The following is a 20,122-nucleotide window of genomic DNA, read 5'->3' as shown; positions in this document are numbered from 1 at the left end:
TCATGACTGATAATCAAAACAAAGTGACTTACCACATGACCACGCCAATAAAGGCAAAAAGTCCTGCGGCGTTTGCGGAACAATATATCGTTGAGTCGATATGGCGCGGTAAGTTTGCCGCTGGGAGTATTCTTCCTGCTGAGCGAGAATTGTCAGACTTGATCGGAGTTACTCGCACGACTTTGAGAGAAGTCTTGCAGCGGCTTGCTCGCGATGGATGGTTAACCATTCAACACGGCAAACCAACGCAGGTGAATAATATTTGGGAAACCGCTGGTCTCAATATTTTAGACACCATTGTACGACTCGATGACGAAGGCTCTTTAACCATTGCCGATCAACTATTAAACGCGCGAACCAATATGAGTGCGATTTATCTTCGGTTAGCGGTTAAAAGTAATCCTGAAAAAGTCATTGAATTGCTCGAGAGCGTAGCCACGCTTGAAGACAACGCCGATGCCTATATTGATTTCGATTGGTCATTCCATCACAACTCGACGCTGGCGGCAGGTAACCCAGTTTACACGCTAATGTTGAACGGCTTTAAACCGATTTACTACCGTATTGGTCAGTATTATTTCAGTGATATTCGTGCACGAGAATTAGCCAAGAACTTCTATTCTGAGTTGACGCCAGTGATACAGTCGGGCGACATAGAATTGTTAATTGAGAAGCTTTGGCAGTATGGTCATGAGTCAGGAAAAATCTGGCAAGAAATGCGCGAACGTTTAAATGCCCTGAGTGATTTAGAAGACGACAATTAAGCGAGTCGTTCAGTCGAAACTAAGAGTTTGAAAACCGCTGAAGGAAACTTTAAGCGGTTTTTTTGTTTTCAACATCGGGCACGATATCTGAATCGGTCACTTTCCCATCGCTATCAACACTTTCTAAAATAACCGGGAAGCCCCAGAGCTGATGCAAGTGCTTGAGCACCTCGTGTTTGGTGTCAGCAAGGGGTACTCGATTGTGCTGCGTATGACGTAAAGTAATACTTCGATCCCCACGCATATTGACGCTGTAAACCTGAATATTCGGCTCATTCATACTTAAATTGTATTGGTTAGATAGCAATTCGCGAATCGCTCGATAACCAGATTCGTTATGGATAGATTCAACATTTAAGGTGTTTTTTTTATCGTCGTCTAGAATGGAGAAGAGTTTAAAGTCGCGCATTAGCTTTGGTGATAAAAATTGCGCAATAAAACTTTCATCTTTGAAGTTGCGCATCGCAAAATCTAAGGTCTTTTGCCAGTCTGAACCAGCAATATCAGGAAACCATTCTTTGTCTTCTGGCTCAGGGTTTTCGCAGATTCTCTTGATATCTTGCATCATTGCGTAGCCCAGTGCATAGGGATTGATACCAGAGAAATAGGGCGAGTCAAAACCAGGTTGATAGACGACATTGGTGTGACTTTGTAGAAACTCCATCATAAAGCCATCGGTAACCAATCCCTGATCGTAGAGGTCGTTGATTAATGTGTAATGCCAGAAGCAAGCCCAGCCTTCATTCATAACTTGAGTTTGACGTTGAGGGTAAAAGTATTGACCAATTTTTCTTACTATACGCACAACTTCACGTTGCCAAGGCTCTAAAAGCGGCGCGTTTTTCTCGATGAAATAAAGAATGTTCTCTTGTGGTTCACTAGGAAAACGAATGCCTCCTGAAGATTCTGACTTGGGTATTTTTTTAGGAATGGTTCGCCATAAATCATTAACTTGTGACTGTAAAAATTCTTCCCGTTCTTTCTGACGACGTTTCTCCTCACGCATAGATATTGGGTAGGGGCGTTTGTATCGGTCGACCCCATAATTCATGAGAGCATGACAGGCATCGAGTAGCGATTCTACTTGGTCAATCCCATAGCGTCTCTCACACTCAGATATATAGTTTCTTGCGAATAACAGATAGTCAATTATGGCCTCTGCGTCGGTCCATGTTTTGAATAGATAGTTCCCTTTGAAAAAGGAGTTATGACCAAAACAAGCATGAGCCATAACTAAGGCCTGCATCATCATGGTATTTTCTTCCATTAGATAAGCAATGCATGGATTCGAGTTGATCACAATTTCATAGGCCAACCCCATGTGACCACGTCGATATTGTTGCTCATTGCTAATAAAGTGCTTACCAAAAGACCAGTGGTTGTAACCGATAGGCATGCCAACGCTTGCATAGGCATCTAACATTTGTTCAGCGGTGATCAGTTCAATTTGGTTGGGATATGTGTCTAACTTATATTTCGCCGCTGTTTTTTCAATGGCGGCGTAATACTCTTCAATCAGCTCGAACGTCCAATCTGAAGATGTTGATATGGGTTGCGCTTTCTTTTTACTCATGCGGCTTGCTTCCTAAAAAACTCTCTAAAAACAGGATAGATATCACTTTGCTGAGTAATGTGTTGAATGGCGAAATTGTCAAACTGCCCAAGTAATGACTCGTATTGATGCCAAAGGCTTTGATGGTCTCTTTGAGTAATTTCAACATACGCAAAATATCGTACGGCGGGTAGTAGATCTTTGCTAAGAATTTTTTTACACAGTGGAGAGTCATCATTCCAGTTATCGCCGTCGGAGGCTTGCGCTGCGTAGATGTTCCATTGATCAAGCGGATAACGCTCTTTAATTATTTTATCCATTAACTTCAGAGCACTCGATACAATCGTTCCTCCAGTTTCTTGAGAGTAGAAAAACTCTTGCTCATCGACCTCTTTGGCTTGAGTGTGATGTCGAATAAATACAACATCCACATCTTTGTAGCTCCGAGTTAAAAATAGATAGAGTAGAATGTAAAAGCGCTTGGCCATATCTTTCGTTGCTTGGTCCATGGATCCTGATACGTCCATAACGCAAAACATGACAGCTTGTGACGTCGGATCTGGACGTTTAGCGTAATTATTAAAACGAAGATCAAACGTATCAATGAATGGAATTTTCTTAATTTTTTCTTCGAGTAAGGCTATCTCATCTTTAAGTTCGTTTAAACGCTGAGTGGGAGGAGGCGTTTGATCGACGAGCTGGTCGTATTCCGCCTGTAATTCTTGCAGGCGTTTCTTAGGGCTTGCTGAAAGTGCAATTCGACGTGCCATTGCAGATTTAAGCGATCGCACAATACTAATATTGGTTGGTACTCCATCGGTAGTATATCCAGCTCGAACGGAACGCGTTTTGGTCATCTTTTTTAACTGGTTGCGCTTTAGGTTCGGCAACTCGAGATCATCGAATAATATATCAAGATATTCATCTTTTGAAATTTCAAAGAGAAAATCATCTTGTCCCTCACCATCGTCACTGGCTCGTCGTCCACCTTGACCCGCGCCTCCGGGAGGCGGACGTTTAATTTGATCGCCAGGGACAAATTCTTTGTTTCCTGGATAAACACGTTGTTTTACTCCGCCGTCACCACTGCGAAAAGTCGGTTCTTTAATATCTTTCGCAGGTATCGATATTTTTTCTCCTTGTTCCATATCGGTGACACTGCGTTGACCAATTTGGTCAGTGATCGCGCGCTTTATTTGTTGTTTATATCGCCTAATGAAGCGCTGTCGATTGACGGTACTTTTGTTCTTCGCATTCGGTCGCCGATCGATAAGCTGTGCCATAATCGTATACCCCTGCTAATTTTTTAAGATGCTTTACGAACACGTAAGTACCATTCGCAGAGTAGGCGAACTTGTTTTTCGGTATAACCTTTTTCGACCATCCGAGAAACAAAGTTTTCGTGTTTTTTCTTATCTTCTTCAGAGGCTTTGGCGCTGAAAGAAATAACGGGAAGTAAATCTTCCGTATTTGAAAACATTTTCTTTTCAATGACGGTGCGAAGTTTTTCATAGCTGGTCCAGTTAGGATTATTGCCTTGATTGTTCGCTCTTGCTCTAAGTACAAAATTAACCACTTCATTACGAAAGTCTTTCGGGTTTGAAATACCCGCGGGTTTTTCAATTTTTTCCAACTCTTCATTGAGCGATGCTCGATCAAAGTTTTCACCCGTTTCTGGATCTCGGTATTCTTGATCTTGGATCCAAAAGTCAGCATAGGTGACGTAGCGGTCGAAGATATTTTGCCCATATTCTGAATAAGACTCTAGGTAAGCGGTTTGGATCTCTTTGCCGATAAACTCGATGTAATTAGGGACTAAAAATCCTTTGATGTGTTCTAAGTAGCGATCGTGTATTTCTTGAGGATATTGTTCTCGCGCAATCTGTTGTTCAAGTACATACAATAAGTGCACTGGATTTGCGGCGACTTCTGTTTGGTCGAAATTAAATACGCGAGATAAAATTTTAAAGGCGAAGCGAGTTGATAATCCGGTCATCCCTTCATCGACACCCGCGTAATCTTGATACTCTTGATAAGACTTTGCTTTTGGATCGGTGTCTTTTAAACTTTCGCCGTCGTAGACACGCATTTTTGAGTAGATGCTTGAGTTTTCAGGTTCTTTCAAGCGCGAAAGAACACTGAACTGTGCCAACATCTTCAAGGTGCTAGGAGCGCAGGGGGCTTCTGACAATGAACTATTTAGTAGTAACTTGTCGTAAATTTTCATTTCTTCAGAGACCCGTAAACAATAGGGCACTTTAACAATGTAAACGCGGTCAAGAAACGCCTCATTATTCTTATTGTTTTTGAAACTTTGCCACTCAGATTCGTTAGAGTGAGCCAAAATGGTTCCTTCAAAAGGAAGAGCTGATAAGCCTTCGGTACTGTTGTAGTTGCCTTCTTGGGTTGCTGTTAGTAGTGGATGCAAAACTTTTATCGGAGCTTTGAACATTTCGACAAATTCCATGATGCCTTGGTTTGCTCGGCAAAGGGAGCCGGAGTAACTGTAGGCATCCGCGTCATTCTGAGCAAAGGCTTCAAGCTTTCGTATGTCAACCTTACCCACGAGCGCTGAAATGTCTTGATTATTTTCATCGCCAGGTTCAGTTTTAGCGATGGCGATTTGGTTGAGTATCGAAGGCTTAAGTTTCACCACGCGAAATTTTGAAATGTCGCCACCAAACTCGTTCAATCGTTTAACGGCCCAAGGGGACATTATCTTGCTTAAATAGCGGGATGAAATGCCGTACTCTTCTTGCAGTATCTGAGCATCTTCAAATGGGTCAAACAGACCCATCGGTGATTCGAATACCGGGGAGTCTTTGATCGCGTAAATGGGAAAGGCTTCCATCAGTTTTTTGAGTTTCTCTGCGAGTGACGATTTGCCACCTCCAACCGGACCCAGTAAGTAAAGAATCTGTTTCTGTTCTTCGAGACCCTGCGCAGCGTGTTTGAAATAAGAAACAATTTGCTCAATGGCATCTTCCATGCCGAAGAATTCTTTAAACGCGGGGTAGCGAGCAATAACTTTATTTGAAAAGATTCTGGAGAGTCTAGGGTCGTGCGCAGTATCGATCAATTCGGGCTCGCCAATGGCATGGAGCATTCGTTCAGCAGAAGATGCGTAAGCCATTGGGTCTTCTTTACACAGCTCGAGGTACTCTTGCAGTGAGTATTCCTCTTGTTGGTGGTCCTCATAGCGTTGCTGATATTTATCAAAAATGCTCATGTCACACCTCTGTACTTGATTGTTACGCGCGTTAACGCGCCTTTAAAAACGTTTTCTCCTTCAATGTCTGACTCACTGGTTTATTTTTTATGATTGTTTTTTGGATGCAAATCTGACTGTTGTCGGTCGGGATTTTTCCGACGTTTTACGCAACATTTTAGTTGGATAATCAACCAGTCAATGCATTACCTCAACCTTTACTTTAAGCATAGTGAATAAATGGGTTTTTAAAAGGTGAATGATATAAATTTTTGGTATTGTTTCGACAAGGATTTGACCGCTACCAATTAAATTGGAAAGAAGATCGGAAAATCGATGAATTTGTGCAATGCAAAATAGAATGTAGCTAAGAAATTTCAATAAACTCTAATTTATTCAAGAAGTTGGGGAGTATTGCAAATAAACTGGTCTGCCCACTTGCGTTGGTTTTCAAGTGTGGTTAGCATTGGTATCGGATAATAATTTGATTATGTCAAAAATAGAACAAAAATAGCGCAGTTGCTTGTTTCTTAACCGAAATTTGACGATGTCATAAATTTGTATTTAAAACAAACAATGTGCCTGACTGGGAGAGTTAAATGAAAAATTTCACGCTAGGAATGTTGGCCCTGGGGAGTCTGGTGCTGGCGGGGTGTAGTAGCGATAAGACGGTTGAGCCTGATAATGGCACCATCCGAACGTTTGCGGTATATAACCCTGCGACCGGTTCGGTTCCGTTACCGAATGATTTACTGTTCAGTGGAACCACTGATCTAACTCTCAATGTGCCAGTTGCCGACCCTAATGATTATGGCGATCCTCTGAATGCAGTGTCTGCATTAGATGGCTGGTCAACAGTCGCACCCATTTCAGTAAGCTTCTTCAATGAAGACAGCAGTGTAACCATTAGCCAAGCCAGCGTGGTTGGTGGTTCAACCGTACGAGTGTTTGAAGTACTTGCCGACACCGATTACAACAATCCGTTATTTGGCCCATCGCCAACGTTTGCGCCTTACAACTTGGTTGGTGAAGTTCCTGCGTCAGAATACGCTGCCGTTGCGCAAGGCTCGACCATTGCGATTGTTCCGACCAAACCATTAAGTCCTCGTAGCACCTATTTGGTGGTCGTTACTAATGGCGTCACCGACTCTAACGGTGAAGCGGTTCTTGAAGATGGCCTGTATCAAGTTGCATCTTCTGACGTAGACACCTCAAACCCGGCTTTAGCACCGGTGCAAACCTTATTGCGCACCTATGAGAACTTGGCGGCTGCGGCAGGCGTGAACAAAGACTCAATTGTGGTGAGTTTCGCGTTTACCACGCAATCTGTTGGAGCAGTAATGGGCTCAGCAAAGGCTTTCTACGCTGACTTTGGATTACGTTATTTTGACCCATCAGGTCAAACGCCTGGCTTCCCGACAACGCCTCAGTATCCGGCTACCTCGTTTAGCTCTTTGATGACAACCACATTGCCGTTTACTCAAGTGGGAGCTGCGCATTTATACAAGGGTTCAATCAACTTAAACTATTTACTGGAGACTCAAACTCAAGAGAATCCACTTGGGCCCATCAATGGCTTCTGGAAAGGTGCCGATATGGTTCCTGATGGCCAAGGTGGCATGATGGCGAACCCATTGGCTGGCGGTCATGTGACCTACGTTAACTCTCTTCCTCAATTAAACTCGGTTGAATCTGTGCCTTTAATGTTGTCGGTACCCAATGAAGCTTTTGTTTCTCAAGCGGGTTCATGTACTAAACCGGCTGAAGGCTGGCCTGTCACCATTTTCCAACATGGAATTACTGGCGACCGTACCCAAATGTTAGCGTTGGCCGATACCATGGCAGCGGCACCGACTTGTACTGCCGTCATTGCGATGGATCTTCCGTTACACGGCATTGCAGAAGACAACGCCGTGCATCAAGGACTACAACTAGCATCGGGTGGTTTGATTGGTATTTTCGAAAACTATGCACCAGGTACAACGCGAGAGCGTACGTTCGGAGTTGATTTCGTCGATAACGGCACTAGCGCCCCAGGTCCTGATGGCACGGTCGACAGCTCAGGCGCGCACTTCATCAATCTGCAAAGCCTGCTTACTTCGCGTGATAACTTACGTCAAGGTGTATTGGACTTGCTAACGTTAAAGAACGCTATCCCTGCGATGGACTACGATGGTGATACAACGCCTGACTTCAACCCAAGCAAAGTCTCTTTCTTTGGTATTTCTTTGGGTGGAATCGTAGGGTCTAATTTTGTCGCTTACGCTGATGACGTTGCTAATATTGCGGCTCCTCAGTTGGTGACTTCACCAGTGATTGAGTCATCGGTGTTAGCGGTTCCTGGCGGTGGTATTGCTGGATTGCTGGACGCGTCACAAACCTTTGGTCCTGTGGTTCGCGCCGGTGTCGCTGCTGGAGCAGGTGTCGATGTAGGCTCTGCTGAATTTGCAGCGCTTTATCCGCAATTTTTATTTGCGGCACAAACCGTCGTTGATTCAGGTGATCCAATCAACACCACTGGTGTTGCGGTATCCAACGATATCCCGACTCTGTTGATGCGTGTTGAAGGTGATACGGTCGTACCAAACAACTCTCCAACATCACCGTTGGCGGGCACTGATCCGTTGGCTTTCTACCTTGACTTGACTCCAGTTCAAGCAACGAATCCTGGTGAAACGGTTGTCGGTCGACGTTTATTGTCACGTTTCAACCAAGGTACGCACGGTACCGTGCTATCGGGTGATGTACCTGCAGCCGCGAATGCAATGCGAGTACAAACCGCTACCTTTATTGGCAGCGGCGGTAATGGTGTGATGGTTACTGATCCATCATTACTTGACTAATCTCCCAGAGAGTTAGGTACAATGCCTTCGCCTTTAGGGGCGAGGGCATTTTTTTTATTAGTTATAGATATTCATTCAAGTAGTTAGCGACGGTAGTTAAGCTGGAGGTCACTTTTGGAATTTTTAATTGAATACGGTCTGTTTTTAGCCAAGGCAGTGACTTTGGTAATTGCGATTATCGTCATTATTGGTGCGATTGTTAGTGCCGGAAGCAAATCTAAGTCTCAGCAGCATCCAGGTTCGATAACAATCACTAACTTATCTGAAGAGTTAAGTGAACTTGAAACCGATATGCGCAAAGAAATCATGGATAAAGAGGCTTTTAAACAGTTTCAGAAAGCGCAAAAGCAATCGCATAAACAACAAGCAAAGGAAGAGCCTCAATCGACAGACGTGGCCTCTGAGCGTCTTTTTGTTGTGGATTTTAACGGGGATGTTCAAGCCTCAGCAGTCGAAAACTTACGAGAAGAGTTATCGGCGATCATTGGCGTTGCTGAGCAAGGCGATGAGGTTTTGGTTCGTTTAGAGAGTCCTGGTGGCATGGTCCACAGTTATGGTTTAGCAGCATCACAATTACAGCGGTTAAAATCTCGCGGAATAAAACTGAATGTTGCCGTTGATGAGGTTGCGGCCAGCGGTGGTTACATGATGGCGTGTGTTGCTGATCGAATATACTCAGCACCATTTGCAATTATTGGTTCGATTGGTGTGCTAGGCCAGCTACCAAACTTTAGCCGTTTGCTTAAACAGAATAAAGTTGACTTTGAACAACACACCGCGGGTGAATTTAAACGTACTTTAACCATGTTTGGTGAAAACACTGATAAAGCTCGAGAAAAATTTAAAGAAGATCTAGAAAATACCCATCAATTATTTAAAGCCTTTATTACCGAAAACCGACCAGAACTGGACATTGATCGAGTAGCTACGGGTGAACATTGGTACGGACGCGAAGCATTAGAGTTAGGTTTGGTTGATCAAGTCATTACCAGCGACGATATTATTTTGAAAGCAGCAAAAGACAAGACCGTGTTTAAAGTTAAGTATGAGATTAAAAAGCCATTATCTGAGCGTTTGCCTATCTCTTTGTTGAAGGCCTCGCACAATGCGCTTCTCAATCTATGGTATCGCGGAGAGTCGCAAAAATTTTATAAGTAACCGGTATATTCGCGGTTTGTAGGAGAAATAATGGAGCATGAGTTTTGGTTAAATAAATGGCAGCAACAACAAATAGGCTTTCATTTGAGTGCGCCGCATCCATTACTACAGCGCTATAAAGACGAGTGTTTTGATTCAGGACCCGTATTCGTTCCCTTATGCGGTAAGTCTCTCGATATGGTGTTTCTGGCTGAGCAGGGACATAAAGTACTCGGGGTAGAGTTATCGGAAACGGCGGTCGTCAGTTTTTTCAAAGAACGTGATTTAGCGACCGAAAAAGAACCTGCGAATGATCTGATGGCTTGGCGCGGCGGCGACTACGAAATTTTTCAAGGCGATTACTTTCATCTTTCTAGTCCGGCTCTTGAACAGACTCGGCAGGTCTATGACCGAGCGGCACTGATTGCGCTTCCTAAACCAATGCGAGAGTCTTACGTTGAACACTTAGAAAAAATTATGCCGCCTGATTTTCGAGTGTTACTGATCACTCTTGATTACCATCAAGACGAAATGTCGGGTCCGCCCTTTGCGGTTTCCGAGCAAGAGGTTCGACATCTATATCAAAATGCGCGAGAAATTAAACAATTACGTTATACTTCTATCATTGATCAAGAGCCTAGCTTTCGCGAACAAGGGTTGACGGATCTTTTTCAAGGAACCTACTTCATTCAATATTAACTATCCAGAAACTGAGTCATCTATGAAAAATAAGCAAACAGCACCTTTTGGCAGTTGGTTATCTGAAGTCAGCGCAGAGCTGGTTGCAGAAAAAGGAACGCGACTGGGGCATATGCAAGTCTTTGATGGCAAAGCATACTGGTTAGAATCACGCCCAGAACTGAAAGGGCAAGGCGTTATCGTGTGTTTCGACGGAACACAGTCAAACGTTGTTTCTCCAAGTGCATTCAATGTTGGTTCTAAAGCCCATGAATATGGCGGAGGGGACTTTTTAGTTTGTCAGCGTGGTTTGATCCTAACGCAAAGAGAGAGCCAAGCGCTCTACTGCTGTTCTTTTGAGGGCGAGTTACAAGCATTAACAGATACCGCTGCAGAAGGCCAAGAAAACCGATACGCTGATTTTTCAATCTCTCCCTGTGAGACGCTGCTTTTTGCGGTCAGAGAGCGCCATCAAGATGGCCAAGTGTACAACGAACTCGTCGTATTTAATTTCGCAAATCAACAGCTCTCGGTTATCGCAGAAGGCGCTGATTTTTATGCTGCCCCACGAATTTCTCCCGATGGAAAGAGACTTGCTTGGGTTCAGTGGTTTCATCCACAAATGCCGTGGGATGGAACTGAGCTTTGGGTTGCCGATGTCTCAACTGATGGTTCACTGAGTGCTCAACATCAGGTCTGTGGGGGCTCTGAAGAGTCAGTTGTGCAACCTCAGTGGAGTCAGGATGGCTGTCTTCATTTTATTTCTGACCGCTCTGGATGGTGGAATTTGTATGCCTTTCGGGATGGTGTTTTAAATGCTTTAATGCCAACCGACAATGATTGTGCGCTACCTATGTGGAACTTTGGCTATTCGACCTACTGCCTAACGCCTGATCAGCGAGTGTATTTAGTCTTTTTCGAAGAAGGTCAACAGCAACTGGCCGAAATCGATGTTGAGACTGGAAAGGTCACCCTGCTTGAATTACCCTTCCGAGATTACCCAGGGCAATTACACTTTGGGCATGATCCCTCGGGGAATGAATGCCTGTATTTCATCGCGGGCTCTCCAGTGCAGTCAACCGCGGTTTATTGTTTCGACATTGCGTCTGGTAAATATGAATCGGTCAGCAGCGATGGAGCGCTTCCGGTTGCTAACGATTGGATATCATTGGCTAAGCCTGTCACCTTTACCTCTGCAACGGGGGCCGCGGCTCATGCTTACTTTTATGAGCCTATGAACCCTAATTATCAAGGGGAAAACGACGAGAAACCTCCATTGATTGTTATGTCTCATGGTGGACCTACTGGCGCAACGACAACCACATTAGATTGGGCGATTCAATATTGGACCAGTCGTGGGTTTGCTGTTGTTGATGTCAATTATACTGGGAGTACAGGGTTTGGCCGTGCTTATCGAGATGCATTGAGAGGGCAGTGGGGAGTCAGTGATGTCAATGATTGTGTTTATGCCGCGCGATATTTAGTGGAAGATGAGTTGGTTGACGGCGATCGACTATTAATTCGTGGAGGATCAGCGGGAGGGCTTACAACCTTGTGTGCTTTGACCTTTACTGATGACTTTGCAGCTGGCATGTCGCGTTACGGCGTCGCGGATCTTGAAGCGCTAGCCGGTGATACGCATAAATTTGAAGCGCGCTATTTAGACTCGCTGGTTGGCCCTTATCCAGAAAGTAGAGAGCTTTATCAACAGCGTTCTCCCATTCATCATGCACAACACCTTTCTTGTCCTCTGTTGGTTTTGCAAGGGAGCGACGATAAGGTGGTTCCTCCTTCTCAATCAGAAGCGATGGTTGCTGCACTTGCCGAGAAAGACATTCCTCACGCGTACATAGAGTTTGCCGGTGAAGGACATGGATTCCGTCAGAGAGAAACCATTATTTCTGCGTTACAAGCCGAGCTGTATTTCTATCGTAAAGTATTAGGAATTAACAGCAAAGAGGTATTGCCAGAAATTAAAATTTCCGGTTTCTAGTCAATTAATAGGATTGTCGATTAAGAAGAGCGCTACTCTTCGATAGGAGCTATTTCAAGCCCGAGAATACTCAGATTCGCCTCAATCTACTGCGATTAAATAGATTGAGGCATCGGAAATATTTCAGAATCTATGACGCTTTTGGTAAATTGTCCTCGAAGTCAAAGCCCGCCTGAGGATCTTCATAAACCGAACGATCTAAGTCGCCTTCAGAGTTACTCACAATACAAGCGACGGTCGCATCGCCAGTAATGTTTACTGCAGTGCGCATCATATCTAATAAACGATCAATGCCGAGTAACATGCCAATGGCTTCAGAAGGTAAGCCAACTTGATCCAGAACCATGGTTAACATGACGAGACCGACACTTGGTACACCAGCGGTACCGATCGATGCCAGCGTTGCCATCAATACAACCGTCAACATTTGCGCCAGTGTTAAGTCACCACCGTAAATCTGAGCAATAAAGACCGTCGCAACGCCTTGCATTACAGCGGTTCCGTCCATATTGATGGTGGCACCGAGAGGCAATGTAAATGATGACGTTGTTTTGCCAACACCGAGTCGCTTACGCGCGACTTCCATCGTGACCGGTAAGGTTGCCGCGGAAGAGGCGGTACTAAAGGCAAACAATAATGCGGGACGCATTTTAATAAACAATGTCAGCGGATTGAGTTGAGCAAGTACCACCAGTAACGTTGAGTAGGTCAAGCTAGCGTGAATGATTAAGGTGATCATAACCAGCACGAAATAGACACCCAGTTTAATGATGGCCTCAGCGCCAGTTTGGTAGACCACATTCGCCATGATAAAAAATACACCGTAGGGTGCAATGTGCATCACAATCGTTACCAGCTTTAAAATGACTTCATTTAAATCATTAAAAAATCCAACAATGCGCTTTCCGCTCTCGCCACTTCGTGACATAGCAATGCCGAAAATGATGGCAAAGATGATGATTTGCAGCATATTTCCGTTGGCCAAAGCATCAAACGGGTTAGAGGTGACGAGGTTACTAATTACGTCTGAAATAGAGCTGGCGCCTTTTTCATCGAATGGCACCTTTTCGAAAGCAACTCCTTCACCTGGATCAAATATTGAGGCGAGTGTAAGCGCAAGCGTTATCGCAATGGCTGTGGTCAACAAATAAAGTGCGATGCTTTTGCCACCAATGGAGCGTAACTTAGAGGGATCTGACAACGATGATGTCCCGCAAATTAAAGAGACCAATACTAACGGGACAACAACCATTTTTAAGGCATTAATGAATAAGGTTTTAAATACGTCAAAGGTAGGTACAAGTCGCCCGTCTATCACGGTGGCAACGTCTGGAGAAATCCCGGCAATCAAAACCATGAGATAACCAAACACAGCACCACCGATCAAACCGGTAAATATTTGAGCGCTGAGGCTCAACTGTTGGAATCGTTTAAACATCATCTGTCCTGAATTTATTATTGTTAGTTTACTCGACTGAGGTTTAAGTCATTCAGCCGCTTATCTGAGTAACGTCTTTGGTTGAGTTATGGTGGTTAAGACTATCAGGATTGCTGCACGGGTAAAAGAGGGCTAATTCACCCTGTGTTTACTAAAAGTATTCGTTTTGATAGCGAACTAATGCGCACCGCAACACAATTTGTACTTGCGACCACTGCCACAGGGACACAGCTCATTGCGGCCAGTTTTCGGCTCAGAGCGAGTAAAAGGTAGTTGTCTAGAGCGCTCCGAGCTATTTCGTTGCTGATACCAGTGAGAATATAGGTTACGTGCTGCAGGTGCGATTTCTGACTTCCATTGCAAAATTTGTGTTCGGTCACTTTGTTGACGAACTTTTTCGCCGGCCTTTCCTGAAAAAATTAAAATGGGATACAAATAAGCTTGAAGTGACTCAGGCTCTTTATTCCAATCTTCAGCATTCAAAGCAATGCCTTTGGTGTATCCTCTACACCAATTTTCAACGATCACATCGACAGAGTCGTGTAGATCGCGCTCTAAAAATAAAGGATCAAATTTTTCTGGTGCTCGCGATAAAATCGATTCAATCCCGTTTAAGTGGCGAATGAGTAACGGAACAATGGCCTCAATCTTAGCATCATCGAGTGAGTGTTCTTTGAACACCTGCGGCAACCATTGCTCGGATCCCAATAAGTTTGGAGAGCTTACCAGCGCAGTGCAAAATCCGTCGAATGTTGATAAGTCCATCGCCTGCAGATCACGCAGTGCTTGATCGAGATCATCTAATTCTTGCGCATTTAAAGGAGTGATTAGTTGCATAGTCGGTAAGCCATAGTTGTTAATGCGTCAGTTGTTAATGCGTCAGCCGTGAATTCGACTGTTGTGAATGTGTTAGTTTATCAGAAGAGCCCGCCACGCGGGAGTGGCAAGCCCATGCTTGGTTATCGCCGTGCTAAGCAATTTGAAAGGGGTACACCGAACCTATTTGCAAGATTTGAGTCAACTCATCGAGTGCTTGTCGTGACTCAACCAGTAATTGAGGATCACATAAATCAGCTTCAGTTAAACTGTCTCGATAGTGTTTATCTACCCACTGATTGAGCCGCGCGAAGAGTTCGTCACTCATGAATACATGCTGATTGCAATGCACCAGTTCTTGTTCATTAAGAACCACTCGTTGGCGCAAGCATGCTGGACCTCCGCCATTTTTCATGCTTTGTTTAACGTCAAATATTTTCACTTCTTTTATCGGAGTGTCTGATGCAACCAATGCGTCTAAGTAGTTTTTAACCTCTGGGTTTTCGTGGCATTCTCCCGGAGCAATAATTGCCATGTCGCCATTTTCGAGGGTGACAAGCTGGCTATTAAATAAGTAGCTTTTTACGGCACTTTCGACGGAGACCTCTGCTGTAGGGACTTCGACAAAGTGAAAAGGAGATTCGCCAAAGGCTTGCTTGAGTTGCGAAATTACCTGGTCGGTATTTAAAAATGCTTGCTGATGATAAAACAGGACGTTTTGATTTCCGACGGCAATAACGTCGTTGTGGAAAACGCCTTGATCAATGACCGCCGGGTTTTGTTGTGCGAAGACGGTTTTTTCATCTCTTAATTGATGTAAGCGCGCAATCGCTTGAGATGCTTCGTAAGTTTGGCGTGCAGGGAAAGTTTTCGGTGCCGGTTGAGATGCGTCGAACGCGTATTTACCAAAGACGAAAAATTCTACGCCTTGTTCTCCGTAGCTGGTACAAAAGCGCGTGTGATTAGCTGCACCTTCATCACCAAAGTGATCGCCCTGTGGAAGAGGCTGATGGTGAGCGAAGTAATCTTGGTTACTGAAAATACTTTGTAAGATTCGAGAGGTAGTCGGGGCTTCAATCGATCGATGAAATTTATTGGACAAATTAGCGGCGGTAAAGTGTACGCGTTTATCAAGCGTATCTGCGCTGGGTGATACAGTACACGCGTTTGCGGTCCACATGCTTGAAGCAGAGCAAGTAGCAACAAATACCTGACGTGCTTGTTGATAGGCTTTCGTTAAAACCTGTTCATCACTGCCGCTGAAACCGAGCAATCGAAGTGTATTCACATCGGGTCTTTCAAGCGGTGGCAGCAGTGCTTGCTTGAGGCCCAAGTCATGCAGGGCTTTCATTTTTTGAAGGCCTTGTTTGGCACCTTCTTTAGGATTAGATGCTTGAGCCGCGTTCGAGAGTGAAGCTACGTTGCCGACTGACAAGCCGGCGTAATTATGAGTTGGACCGACCAAGCCATCAAAATTCACTTCAAACGCTTTCATAATTCTCATCCTCAAAAACTGGTCTTTAATTGATAGGGTTAGCTATAGTTTACTGCAAATCTCACATCGTTAGCGGGCAAATTTGCTTGCTAAATCGAGCGAATAAATATGAAAAAATTTATTCGAGTATAGTGTAAGAAAAGCAGGTTGAAAGAATAAATAAAGCCTGTTTGCAGGCTCTGCGGTCACAGAGACTAGCATTTAAAGTAGTAAAACAAAAGTAAATATAGCTTTTAGTCGTTTTATCTTGATAACTTGAAGTTTTTGTAACTGTTTATCGTTGAAAGTAGCGAAGTATAGAATAATAAATGGTGGTTGGTGTTTTAAAGGCTACGAGAATTAGTATAATAAAGGTCGATTCGCTAATTAACTGATTGTTAAGGCTCTAGAGAATAATTATGCAACCAGATTGGAAAAATATTCTGCTTCAACAAGGCTTTTTAGAACTGACGAAAACGTTAGAAAATAAAGCTATTGATGTGGTTTCGTGGAAAGTGAATGATAATACCAAAGTTTCACTGTTAGCTTCGGGCATTTTACTTGTTGAACCATTCGATACTAGCGGAGTATGTGATCTCGTGATTTCGTCAGGGGTTCATGGTAACGAAACCGCGCCTATCGAGATTGTCGACAGACTGGTCGCTAAAATTTTAACTCAAGATCTGGTCGTTAGGAATCGCGTGTTACTGATCATTGGTAACCCTGTAGCGATGAATTTATCGCAGCGATTTGATATTGAAAATATGAACCGGTTGTTTAATGGTCATCATGTTGGTAAAAACCATCATGAAGCAATTCGAGCGGCGCAACTTGAAAATATGGTGAGTGATTTTTTTGTCGCAGGAACTGCAACAGAACGACGTCATTATGATTTGCACACCGCGATAAGAGGCTCCAAGTACAGTAAGTTTGCGGTTTATCCGTTTCCTGATGGGCGTGATTGGAGTAAGCCTCAATTGGAATTCTTTTTGGCCAGTGGCATTAATACGGTGCTTTTAGGGCATCAACCATCAGGCACCTTTTCCTATTTTTCAAGTCATAGGTTTAATGCGCATGCCTTTACGGTCGAACTTGGTAAAGTGAAACCATTTGGAGAGAATAATCCAGAAGACTTCGCTTTAATTGAAGACAATTTAGCAAAACTGATTTCAGATGAAGCCGTCAATTCGAAGCCATTCGATAATAGTGACTTTAACTTGTTTGCAGTAAAGCAAGAACTGGTTAAGCACAGCGAAGAATTCAGTTTGAATATAGCTGACGACTTAGAGAATTTCAGCGATTTTAAACGAGGTTTTCAGTTAAGCAATGACGGTGAGCACAGCTATATTGTAGAGCAAGATGGCGAAGCAATTGTGTTCCCTAACGCGAAAATTCCGATTGGGCAACGAGCAGGTTTGATCGTAGAAAAGACGGATATTTGATAGTTTATTTTTTAGTGATACAGCAGACAGAGTTTACTCTGTTGAGGAGTTAAAATGAGTAAAGTTAAGGTTTCAATAATCGGCGGTGCCGGTTACGGTTCTGCGGAAATTTTAAGACATCTGTTAGTTCGTGATGATGTTGAGGTTTTGAGAATTTCTAGTAAAGACTATGTGGGTGACTCAATTAGTAAAGTTCATCGTGCATTGGTTGGGTTTGACGACTTGGTTCTTCAAGATATTTCTCCAAAAGAATGTGCGAAAGGTGCCGATATTGTTTTCTTGGCAATGCCTCATATTATCACTGCAAAAGTGGCCATGGAGTTGTTTGATGAAGATGTTAAAATAATTGATCTTTCGGGTGATTTTCGATTGGAGAATCTAGACGATTATTTGAGAGATTACGCTCCTGAACATCCATGCCCTGATCGCTTAGGCACCTTTGTCTATGGAATGCCTGAGCTGAATGAAAAGAAAATTCAATCAGCACAACATGTTGCAAGTCCTGGGTGTTTTGCAACAGGAATTGCAATGGGTTTATTACCGCTGGCAAATGCAGGCTTGTTAAAGAATGTGAATGTTCGAAATGTTTCGATGACTGGCTCTTCAGGTTCTGGAGTTAAGCCTCAAGCGGGAACACATCATGCTATTCGTGTTAACAATTTAAAAACCTACAAAACACTGCATCATCAACATCGTTCTGAAATTATTCAAACCCTAAACTCTGCAGGAGGAGAAGGAATTGCTTTAGATTTTGTTCCTGTTTCTGCTCCGTTAGTACGAGGGATTTTGGCCGTTTCTCAAATGGATCTTCCTGAAGGACATGACGCTGAGTCCATTCAGAAAATTTATCAAGATTATTACGCTGATCACAAGCTGGTCACGGTGATGCCAATTGGTGTATCTCCTGAAGTGGTGGCGGTGTCAGGAACCGCTCGTGTCGAAATTGGCATTACCGTTCGAATTGATGAAGTAACCGGAGTAAAAACCTTGTGTTGTACTTCAGCGATTGATAATTTAATCAAAGGTGGCGCGGGTCAGGCGATACAAAGTTTCAATCTGATGACTGGTAAGCCAATGCACTTTGGCTTAGATGCTCCGGGAATGTGGCCTTAAAAATGAGCTTCCTAACTCTGGCCTTTCAGAGTTAGGTATATTCTCAGTATTGTTACTTTTCAATAGGAATATCTATGTCAGTTAAACATAAAATTGCTGTCGTGAAAGTCGGTGGAGATGTTTTACTTGATGATGCCGAACGTCGAGGATTGGCATTAAATATAAAGCAGTTAGTGAGCTTAAACTGGCGTGTTGTAGTCTTACACGGCGGTGGTCCGCAGACAAATCGATTGCAAACAAAAATCGGTTTAAAGCCAAACAAGGTTTCCGGACGACGCATTACCAGTGATAAAGATTTAGCCGTCGTCAAACAAGCGATTGCCGGGGAAGTGAATGTCGATTTAACGACAGCATTGCTGCAAGCAGGTGTCAATGCTTTTGGTTTTCATGGCGCGTCGGGTCGAATGATTGAAGCGGTTAAGCGTCCACCGATGCACGTATCCGGTGTAGCTGATGGCCCAGTCGATTTTGGTGAGGTCGGTGACGTTACCGGCATCAATCATACTTTATTGGGCAAATTGTTAGATGCGGGTTTGACTCCCGTTATTGCAACCTTAGGTGTAGCAAAAGATGGTCGAGTGTTTAACATCAATGCTGACACCACGGTGGTCAAAATAGCCGAGGCCTTGCAAGCCGATTTGTTGTTGCTAACCACCCAAGTCGGTGCCGTATTTGAAGATCTCAGTAAGCCTGAATCAAGAGTGAAGTGCATTACGCCACAGTCTGCCAAAACGCTTATTGCTGACGGGATTATTCAAGGCGGTATGATTCCGAAGGTTGAAGAGGCGGTTTCGCTGCTCGACTCAGGTGTCGGAGCGATTGCAATCATTTCTGGTAAGAACCCTCAAGCATTTCAATCTATCGTGAATTCGCAAGGGCGTTTTGGAACCTTGATCGCAAAAACGGATCCGCTCGATTAATGGTCTCTTTTTAAGGTAGCCATGGTTAATTCATCTTGGTATGTTTATGTAATACGGGCTACCGATGGCTCGCTCTATACGGGTATTACTACGGATGTAGAGCGTCGCTTCACTCAACATAAGAATAAGCAAGGCGCTAAGTATTTTTTAGGGCGAACGCCACAAGAAGTGGTCTATAAAGAAGGTTGCTCAGACCGTAGTCAGGCCAGTCGGCGTGAGTATGCTATTAAAGCGTTAACTAAGAAGCAAAAAGAAAAACTGATCGCAAACTATGTCCGAACTTAACATTACTGACTCCATCCGCATTTCTTCGAATGAATTCGAATGGCATGCCATTCGTTCAAGTGGTGCCGGTGGTCAAAAAGTTAATAAAACGTCTACCTGTATACACCTACGATTTGACATTCGTGCGTCTTCCTTGCCCGAATGGTTGAAGGAGCGGTTACTCAACGCGAATGATCACAGGGTTTCTCATGAAGGTGTTTTTATTATTAAAGTTCAATCGGAGCGAACACAAGAACGGAATTATGCGGCTGCTATTTCGAGACTAACAGAGTGGATTCAAGCCTTTACTAAAATTCAGAAAGAACGTCGACAAACCAAGCCCTCTAGAGCGGCTAAAGCAAAGCGAATGGATCAAAAAACACATAAAGGAAAAATCAAACAACTGAGAGGAAAGGTCGATCAATAGTTTTCGTTAGTGAATCTTTACGGAACGGTTGATGAGCTGATACTCAGTCTATT

The 20,122-nt window shown here is 43.8% G+C and carries 16 protein-coding genes; 10 read left to right on the top strand and 6 right to left on the bottom strand.

Features of this window, described 5'->3' with window-relative positions; genetic code table 11:
* Nucleotides 1-2: 2 nt before the first annotated feature.
* A complete protein-coding gene (fadR, locus tag Q9312_RS06080; protein WP_309203694.1) occupies nucleotides 3-764 on the top strand; it encodes a fatty acid metabolism transcriptional regulator FadR in 762 nt (253 codons plus the stop codon).
* Between the two features lie 49 nt (nucleotides 765-813).
* Here fadR and Q9312_RS06075 read toward each other — a convergent pair whose 3' ends face one another.
* Genes Q9312_RS06075 through Q9312_RS06065 form a run of 3 tightly spaced genes read right to left on the bottom strand, consistent with a single transcriptional unit; the run spans nucleotide 814 to nucleotide 5,545 of the window.
* Nucleotides 814-2,337 carry a SpoVR family protein gene (locus Q9312_RS06075; protein WP_309203693.1) on the bottom strand — a complete coding sequence of 508 codons (1,524 nt, stop codon included), beginning with the start codon at nucleotides 2,335-2,337 and terminating at the stop codon, nucleotides 814-816.
* Entirely contained in the window at nucleotides 2,334-3,599 is a 1,266-nt protein-coding gene (locus tag Q9312_RS06070; protein WP_309203692.1) for a YeaH/YhbH family protein, read from the bottom strand. The genes Q9312_RS06075 and Q9312_RS06070 overlap by 4 nt, the downstream gene beginning before the upstream one ends.
* Before the next feature lie 23 nt (nucleotides 3,600-3,622).
* The gene (locus Q9312_RS06065) at nucleotides 3,623-5,545 is read right to left on the bottom strand and encodes a PrkA family serine protein kinase (protein ID WP_309203691.1); all 1,923 of its coding nucleotides are present in this window, start codon (nucleotides 5,543-5,545) and stop codon (nucleotides 3,623-3,625) included.
* A gap of 578 nt (nucleotides 5,546-6,123) precedes the next feature.
* Between Q9312_RS06065 and Q9312_RS06060 the strand changes: the two genes are divergently transcribed.
* From Q9312_RS06060 to Q9312_RS06045, 4 genes are all read left to right on the top strand, one after another.
* Nucleotides 6,124-8,367 (top strand): Ig-like domain-containing protein, encoded by a 2,244-nt coding sequence (locus Q9312_RS06060; protein WP_309203690.1) that lies wholly within the window; start codon nucleotides 6,124-6,126, stop codon nucleotides 8,365-8,367.
* 114 nt (nucleotides 8,368-8,481) lie between these two features.
* Entirely contained in the window at nucleotides 8,482-9,525 is a 1,044-nt protein-coding gene (gene sohB / locus Q9312_RS06055; RefSeq protein ID WP_309203689.1) for a protease SohB, read from the top strand.
* Nucleotides 9,526-9,555: 30 nt separating this feature from the next.
* Nucleotides 9,556-10,203 (top strand): thiopurine S-methyltransferase, encoded by a 648-nt coding sequence (locus Q9312_RS06050; protein ID WP_309203688.1) that lies wholly within the window; start codon nucleotides 9,556-9,558, stop codon nucleotides 10,201-10,203.
* A 22-nt stretch (nucleotides 10,204-10,225) separates the two neighbouring features.
* Nucleotides 10,226-12,175, top strand: coding sequence for a S9 family peptidase (locus Q9312_RS06045; protein WP_309203687.1), 1,950 nt, complete (start codon nucleotides 10,226-10,228; stop codon nucleotides 12,173-12,175).
* 130 nt (nucleotides 12,176-12,305) lie between these two features.
* Here Q9312_RS06045 and Q9312_RS06040 read toward each other — a convergent pair whose 3' ends face one another.
* From Q9312_RS06040 to astB, 3 genes are all read right to left on the bottom strand, one after another.
* Nucleotides 12,306-13,613: a dicarboxylate/amino acid:cation symporter gene (locus Q9312_RS06040; RefSeq protein ID WP_309203686.1), complete on the bottom strand. Its 1,308-nt coding sequence runs from the start codon at nucleotides 13,611-13,613 to the stop codon at nucleotides 12,306-12,308.
* Nucleotides 13,614-13,790: 177 nt separating this feature from the next.
* Nucleotides 13,791-14,450 (bottom strand): UPF0149 family protein, encoded by a 660-nt coding sequence (locus Q9312_RS06035; RefSeq protein WP_309203685.1) that lies wholly within the window; start codon nucleotides 14,448-14,450, stop codon nucleotides 13,791-13,793.
* Between the two features lie 133 nt (nucleotides 14,451-14,583).
* Nucleotides 14,584-15,924 carry an N-succinylarginine dihydrolase gene (gene astB / locus Q9312_RS06030; protein WP_309203684.1) on the bottom strand — a complete coding sequence of 447 codons (1,341 nt, stop codon included), beginning with the start codon at nucleotides 15,922-15,924 and terminating at the stop codon, nucleotides 14,584-14,586.
* Nucleotides 15,925-16,322: 398 nt separating this feature from the next.
* Here astB and astE point away from each other — a divergent pair, with 398 nt between their 5' ends.
* From astE to arfB, 5 genes are all read left to right on the top strand, one after another.
* A complete protein-coding gene (gene astE, locus Q9312_RS06025) occupies nucleotides 16,323-17,345 on the top strand; it encodes a succinylglutamate desuccinylase (RefSeq protein WP_309203683.1) in 1,023 nt (340 codons plus the stop codon).
* A gap of 54 nt (nucleotides 17,346-17,399) precedes the next feature.
* The gene (gene argC, locus Q9312_RS06020; RefSeq protein WP_309203682.1) at nucleotides 17,400-18,458 is read left to right on the top strand and encodes an N-acetyl-gamma-glutamyl-phosphate reductase; all 1,059 of its coding nucleotides are present in this window, start codon (nucleotides 17,400-17,402) and stop codon (nucleotides 18,456-18,458) included.
* 74 nt (nucleotides 18,459-18,532) lie between these two features.
* On the top strand, nucleotides 18,533-19,378 hold the full coding sequence (gene argB / locus Q9312_RS06015; RefSeq protein WP_309203681.1) for an acetylglutamate kinase: 846 nt from the start codon (nucleotides 18,533-18,535) through the stop codon (nucleotides 19,376-19,378).
* Between the two features lie 21 nt (nucleotides 19,379-19,399).
* The gene (locus Q9312_RS06010; protein ID WP_309203680.1) at nucleotides 19,400-19,663 is read left to right on the top strand and encodes a GIY-YIG nuclease family protein; all 264 of its coding nucleotides are present in this window, start codon (nucleotides 19,400-19,402) and stop codon (nucleotides 19,661-19,663) included.
* A complete protein-coding gene (arfB, locus tag Q9312_RS06005; RefSeq protein ID WP_309203679.1) occupies nucleotides 19,650-20,069 on the top strand; it encodes an alternative ribosome rescue aminoacyl-tRNA hydrolase ArfB in 420 nt (139 codons plus the stop codon). Before Q9312_RS06010 ends, arfB begins: the two co-directional genes overlap by 14 nt.
* Nucleotides 20,070-20,122: the final 53 nt, after the last annotated feature.

This window comes from Pleionea litopenaei, assembly GCF_031198435.1.
GTDB classification, from domain to species: domain Bacteria; phylum Pseudomonadota; class Gammaproteobacteria; order Enterobacterales; family Kangiellaceae; genus Pleionea; species Pleionea litopenaei.
This window is presented reverse-complemented; position numbering and strand designations above follow the sequence as displayed.

Bases quoted from the DNA above. Each gene is read 5' to 3' on its own strand.
- fadR (WP_309203694.1), top strand. From the start codon at position 3: ATGACTGATAATCAAAACAAAGTGACTTACCACATGACCACGCCAATA.
- Q9312_RS06075 (WP_309203693.1), bottom strand. From the start codon at position 2,337: ATGAGTAAAAAGAAAGCGCAACCCATATCAACATCTTCAGATTGGACG.
- Q9312_RS06070 (WP_309203692.1), bottom strand. From the start codon at position 3,599: ATGGCACAGCTTATCGATCGGCGACCGAATGCGAAGAACAAAAGTACC.
- Q9312_RS06065 (WP_309203691.1), bottom strand. From the start codon at position 5,545: ATGAGCATTTTTGATAAATATCAGCAACGCTATGAGGACCACCAACAA.
- Q9312_RS06060 (WP_309203690.1), top strand. From the start codon at position 6,124: ATGAAAAATTTCACGCTAGGAATGTTGGCCCTGGGGAGTCTGGTGCTG.
- Q9312_RS06050 (WP_309203688.1), top strand. From the start codon at position 9,556: ATGGAGCATGAGTTTTGGTTAAATAAATGGCAGCAACAACAAATAGGC.
- Q9312_RS06045 (WP_309203687.1), top strand. From the start codon at position 10,226: ATGAAAAATAAGCAAACAGCACCTTTTGGCAGTTGGTTATCTGAAGTC.
- Q9312_RS06040 (WP_309203686.1), bottom strand. From the start codon at position 13,613: ATGTTTAAACGATTCCAACAGTTGAGCCTCAGCGCTCAAATATTTACC.
- Q9312_RS06035 (WP_309203685.1), bottom strand. From the start codon at position 14,450: ATGCAACTAATCACTCCTTTAAATGCGCAAGAATTAGATGATCTCGAT.
- astB (WP_309203684.1), bottom strand. From the start codon at position 15,924: ATGAAAGCGTTTGAAGTGAATTTTGATGGCTTGGTCGGTCCAACTCAT.
- astE (WP_309203683.1), top strand. From the start codon at position 16,323: ATGCAACCAGATTGGAAAAATATTCTGCTTCAACAAGGCTTTTTAGAA.
- argC (WP_309203682.1), top strand. From the start codon at position 17,400: ATGAGTAAAGTTAAGGTTTCAATAATCGGCGGTGCCGGTTACGGTTCT.
- argB (WP_309203681.1), top strand. From the start codon at position 18,533: ATGTCAGTTAAACATAAAATTGCTGTCGTGAAAGTCGGTGGAGATGTT.
- Q9312_RS06010 (WP_309203680.1), top strand. From the start codon at position 19,400: ATGGTTAATTCATCTTGGTATGTTTATGTAATACGGGCTACCGATGGC.
- arfB (WP_309203679.1), top strand. From the start codon at position 19,650: ATGTCCGAACTTAACATTACTGACTCCATCCGCATTTCTTCGAATGAA.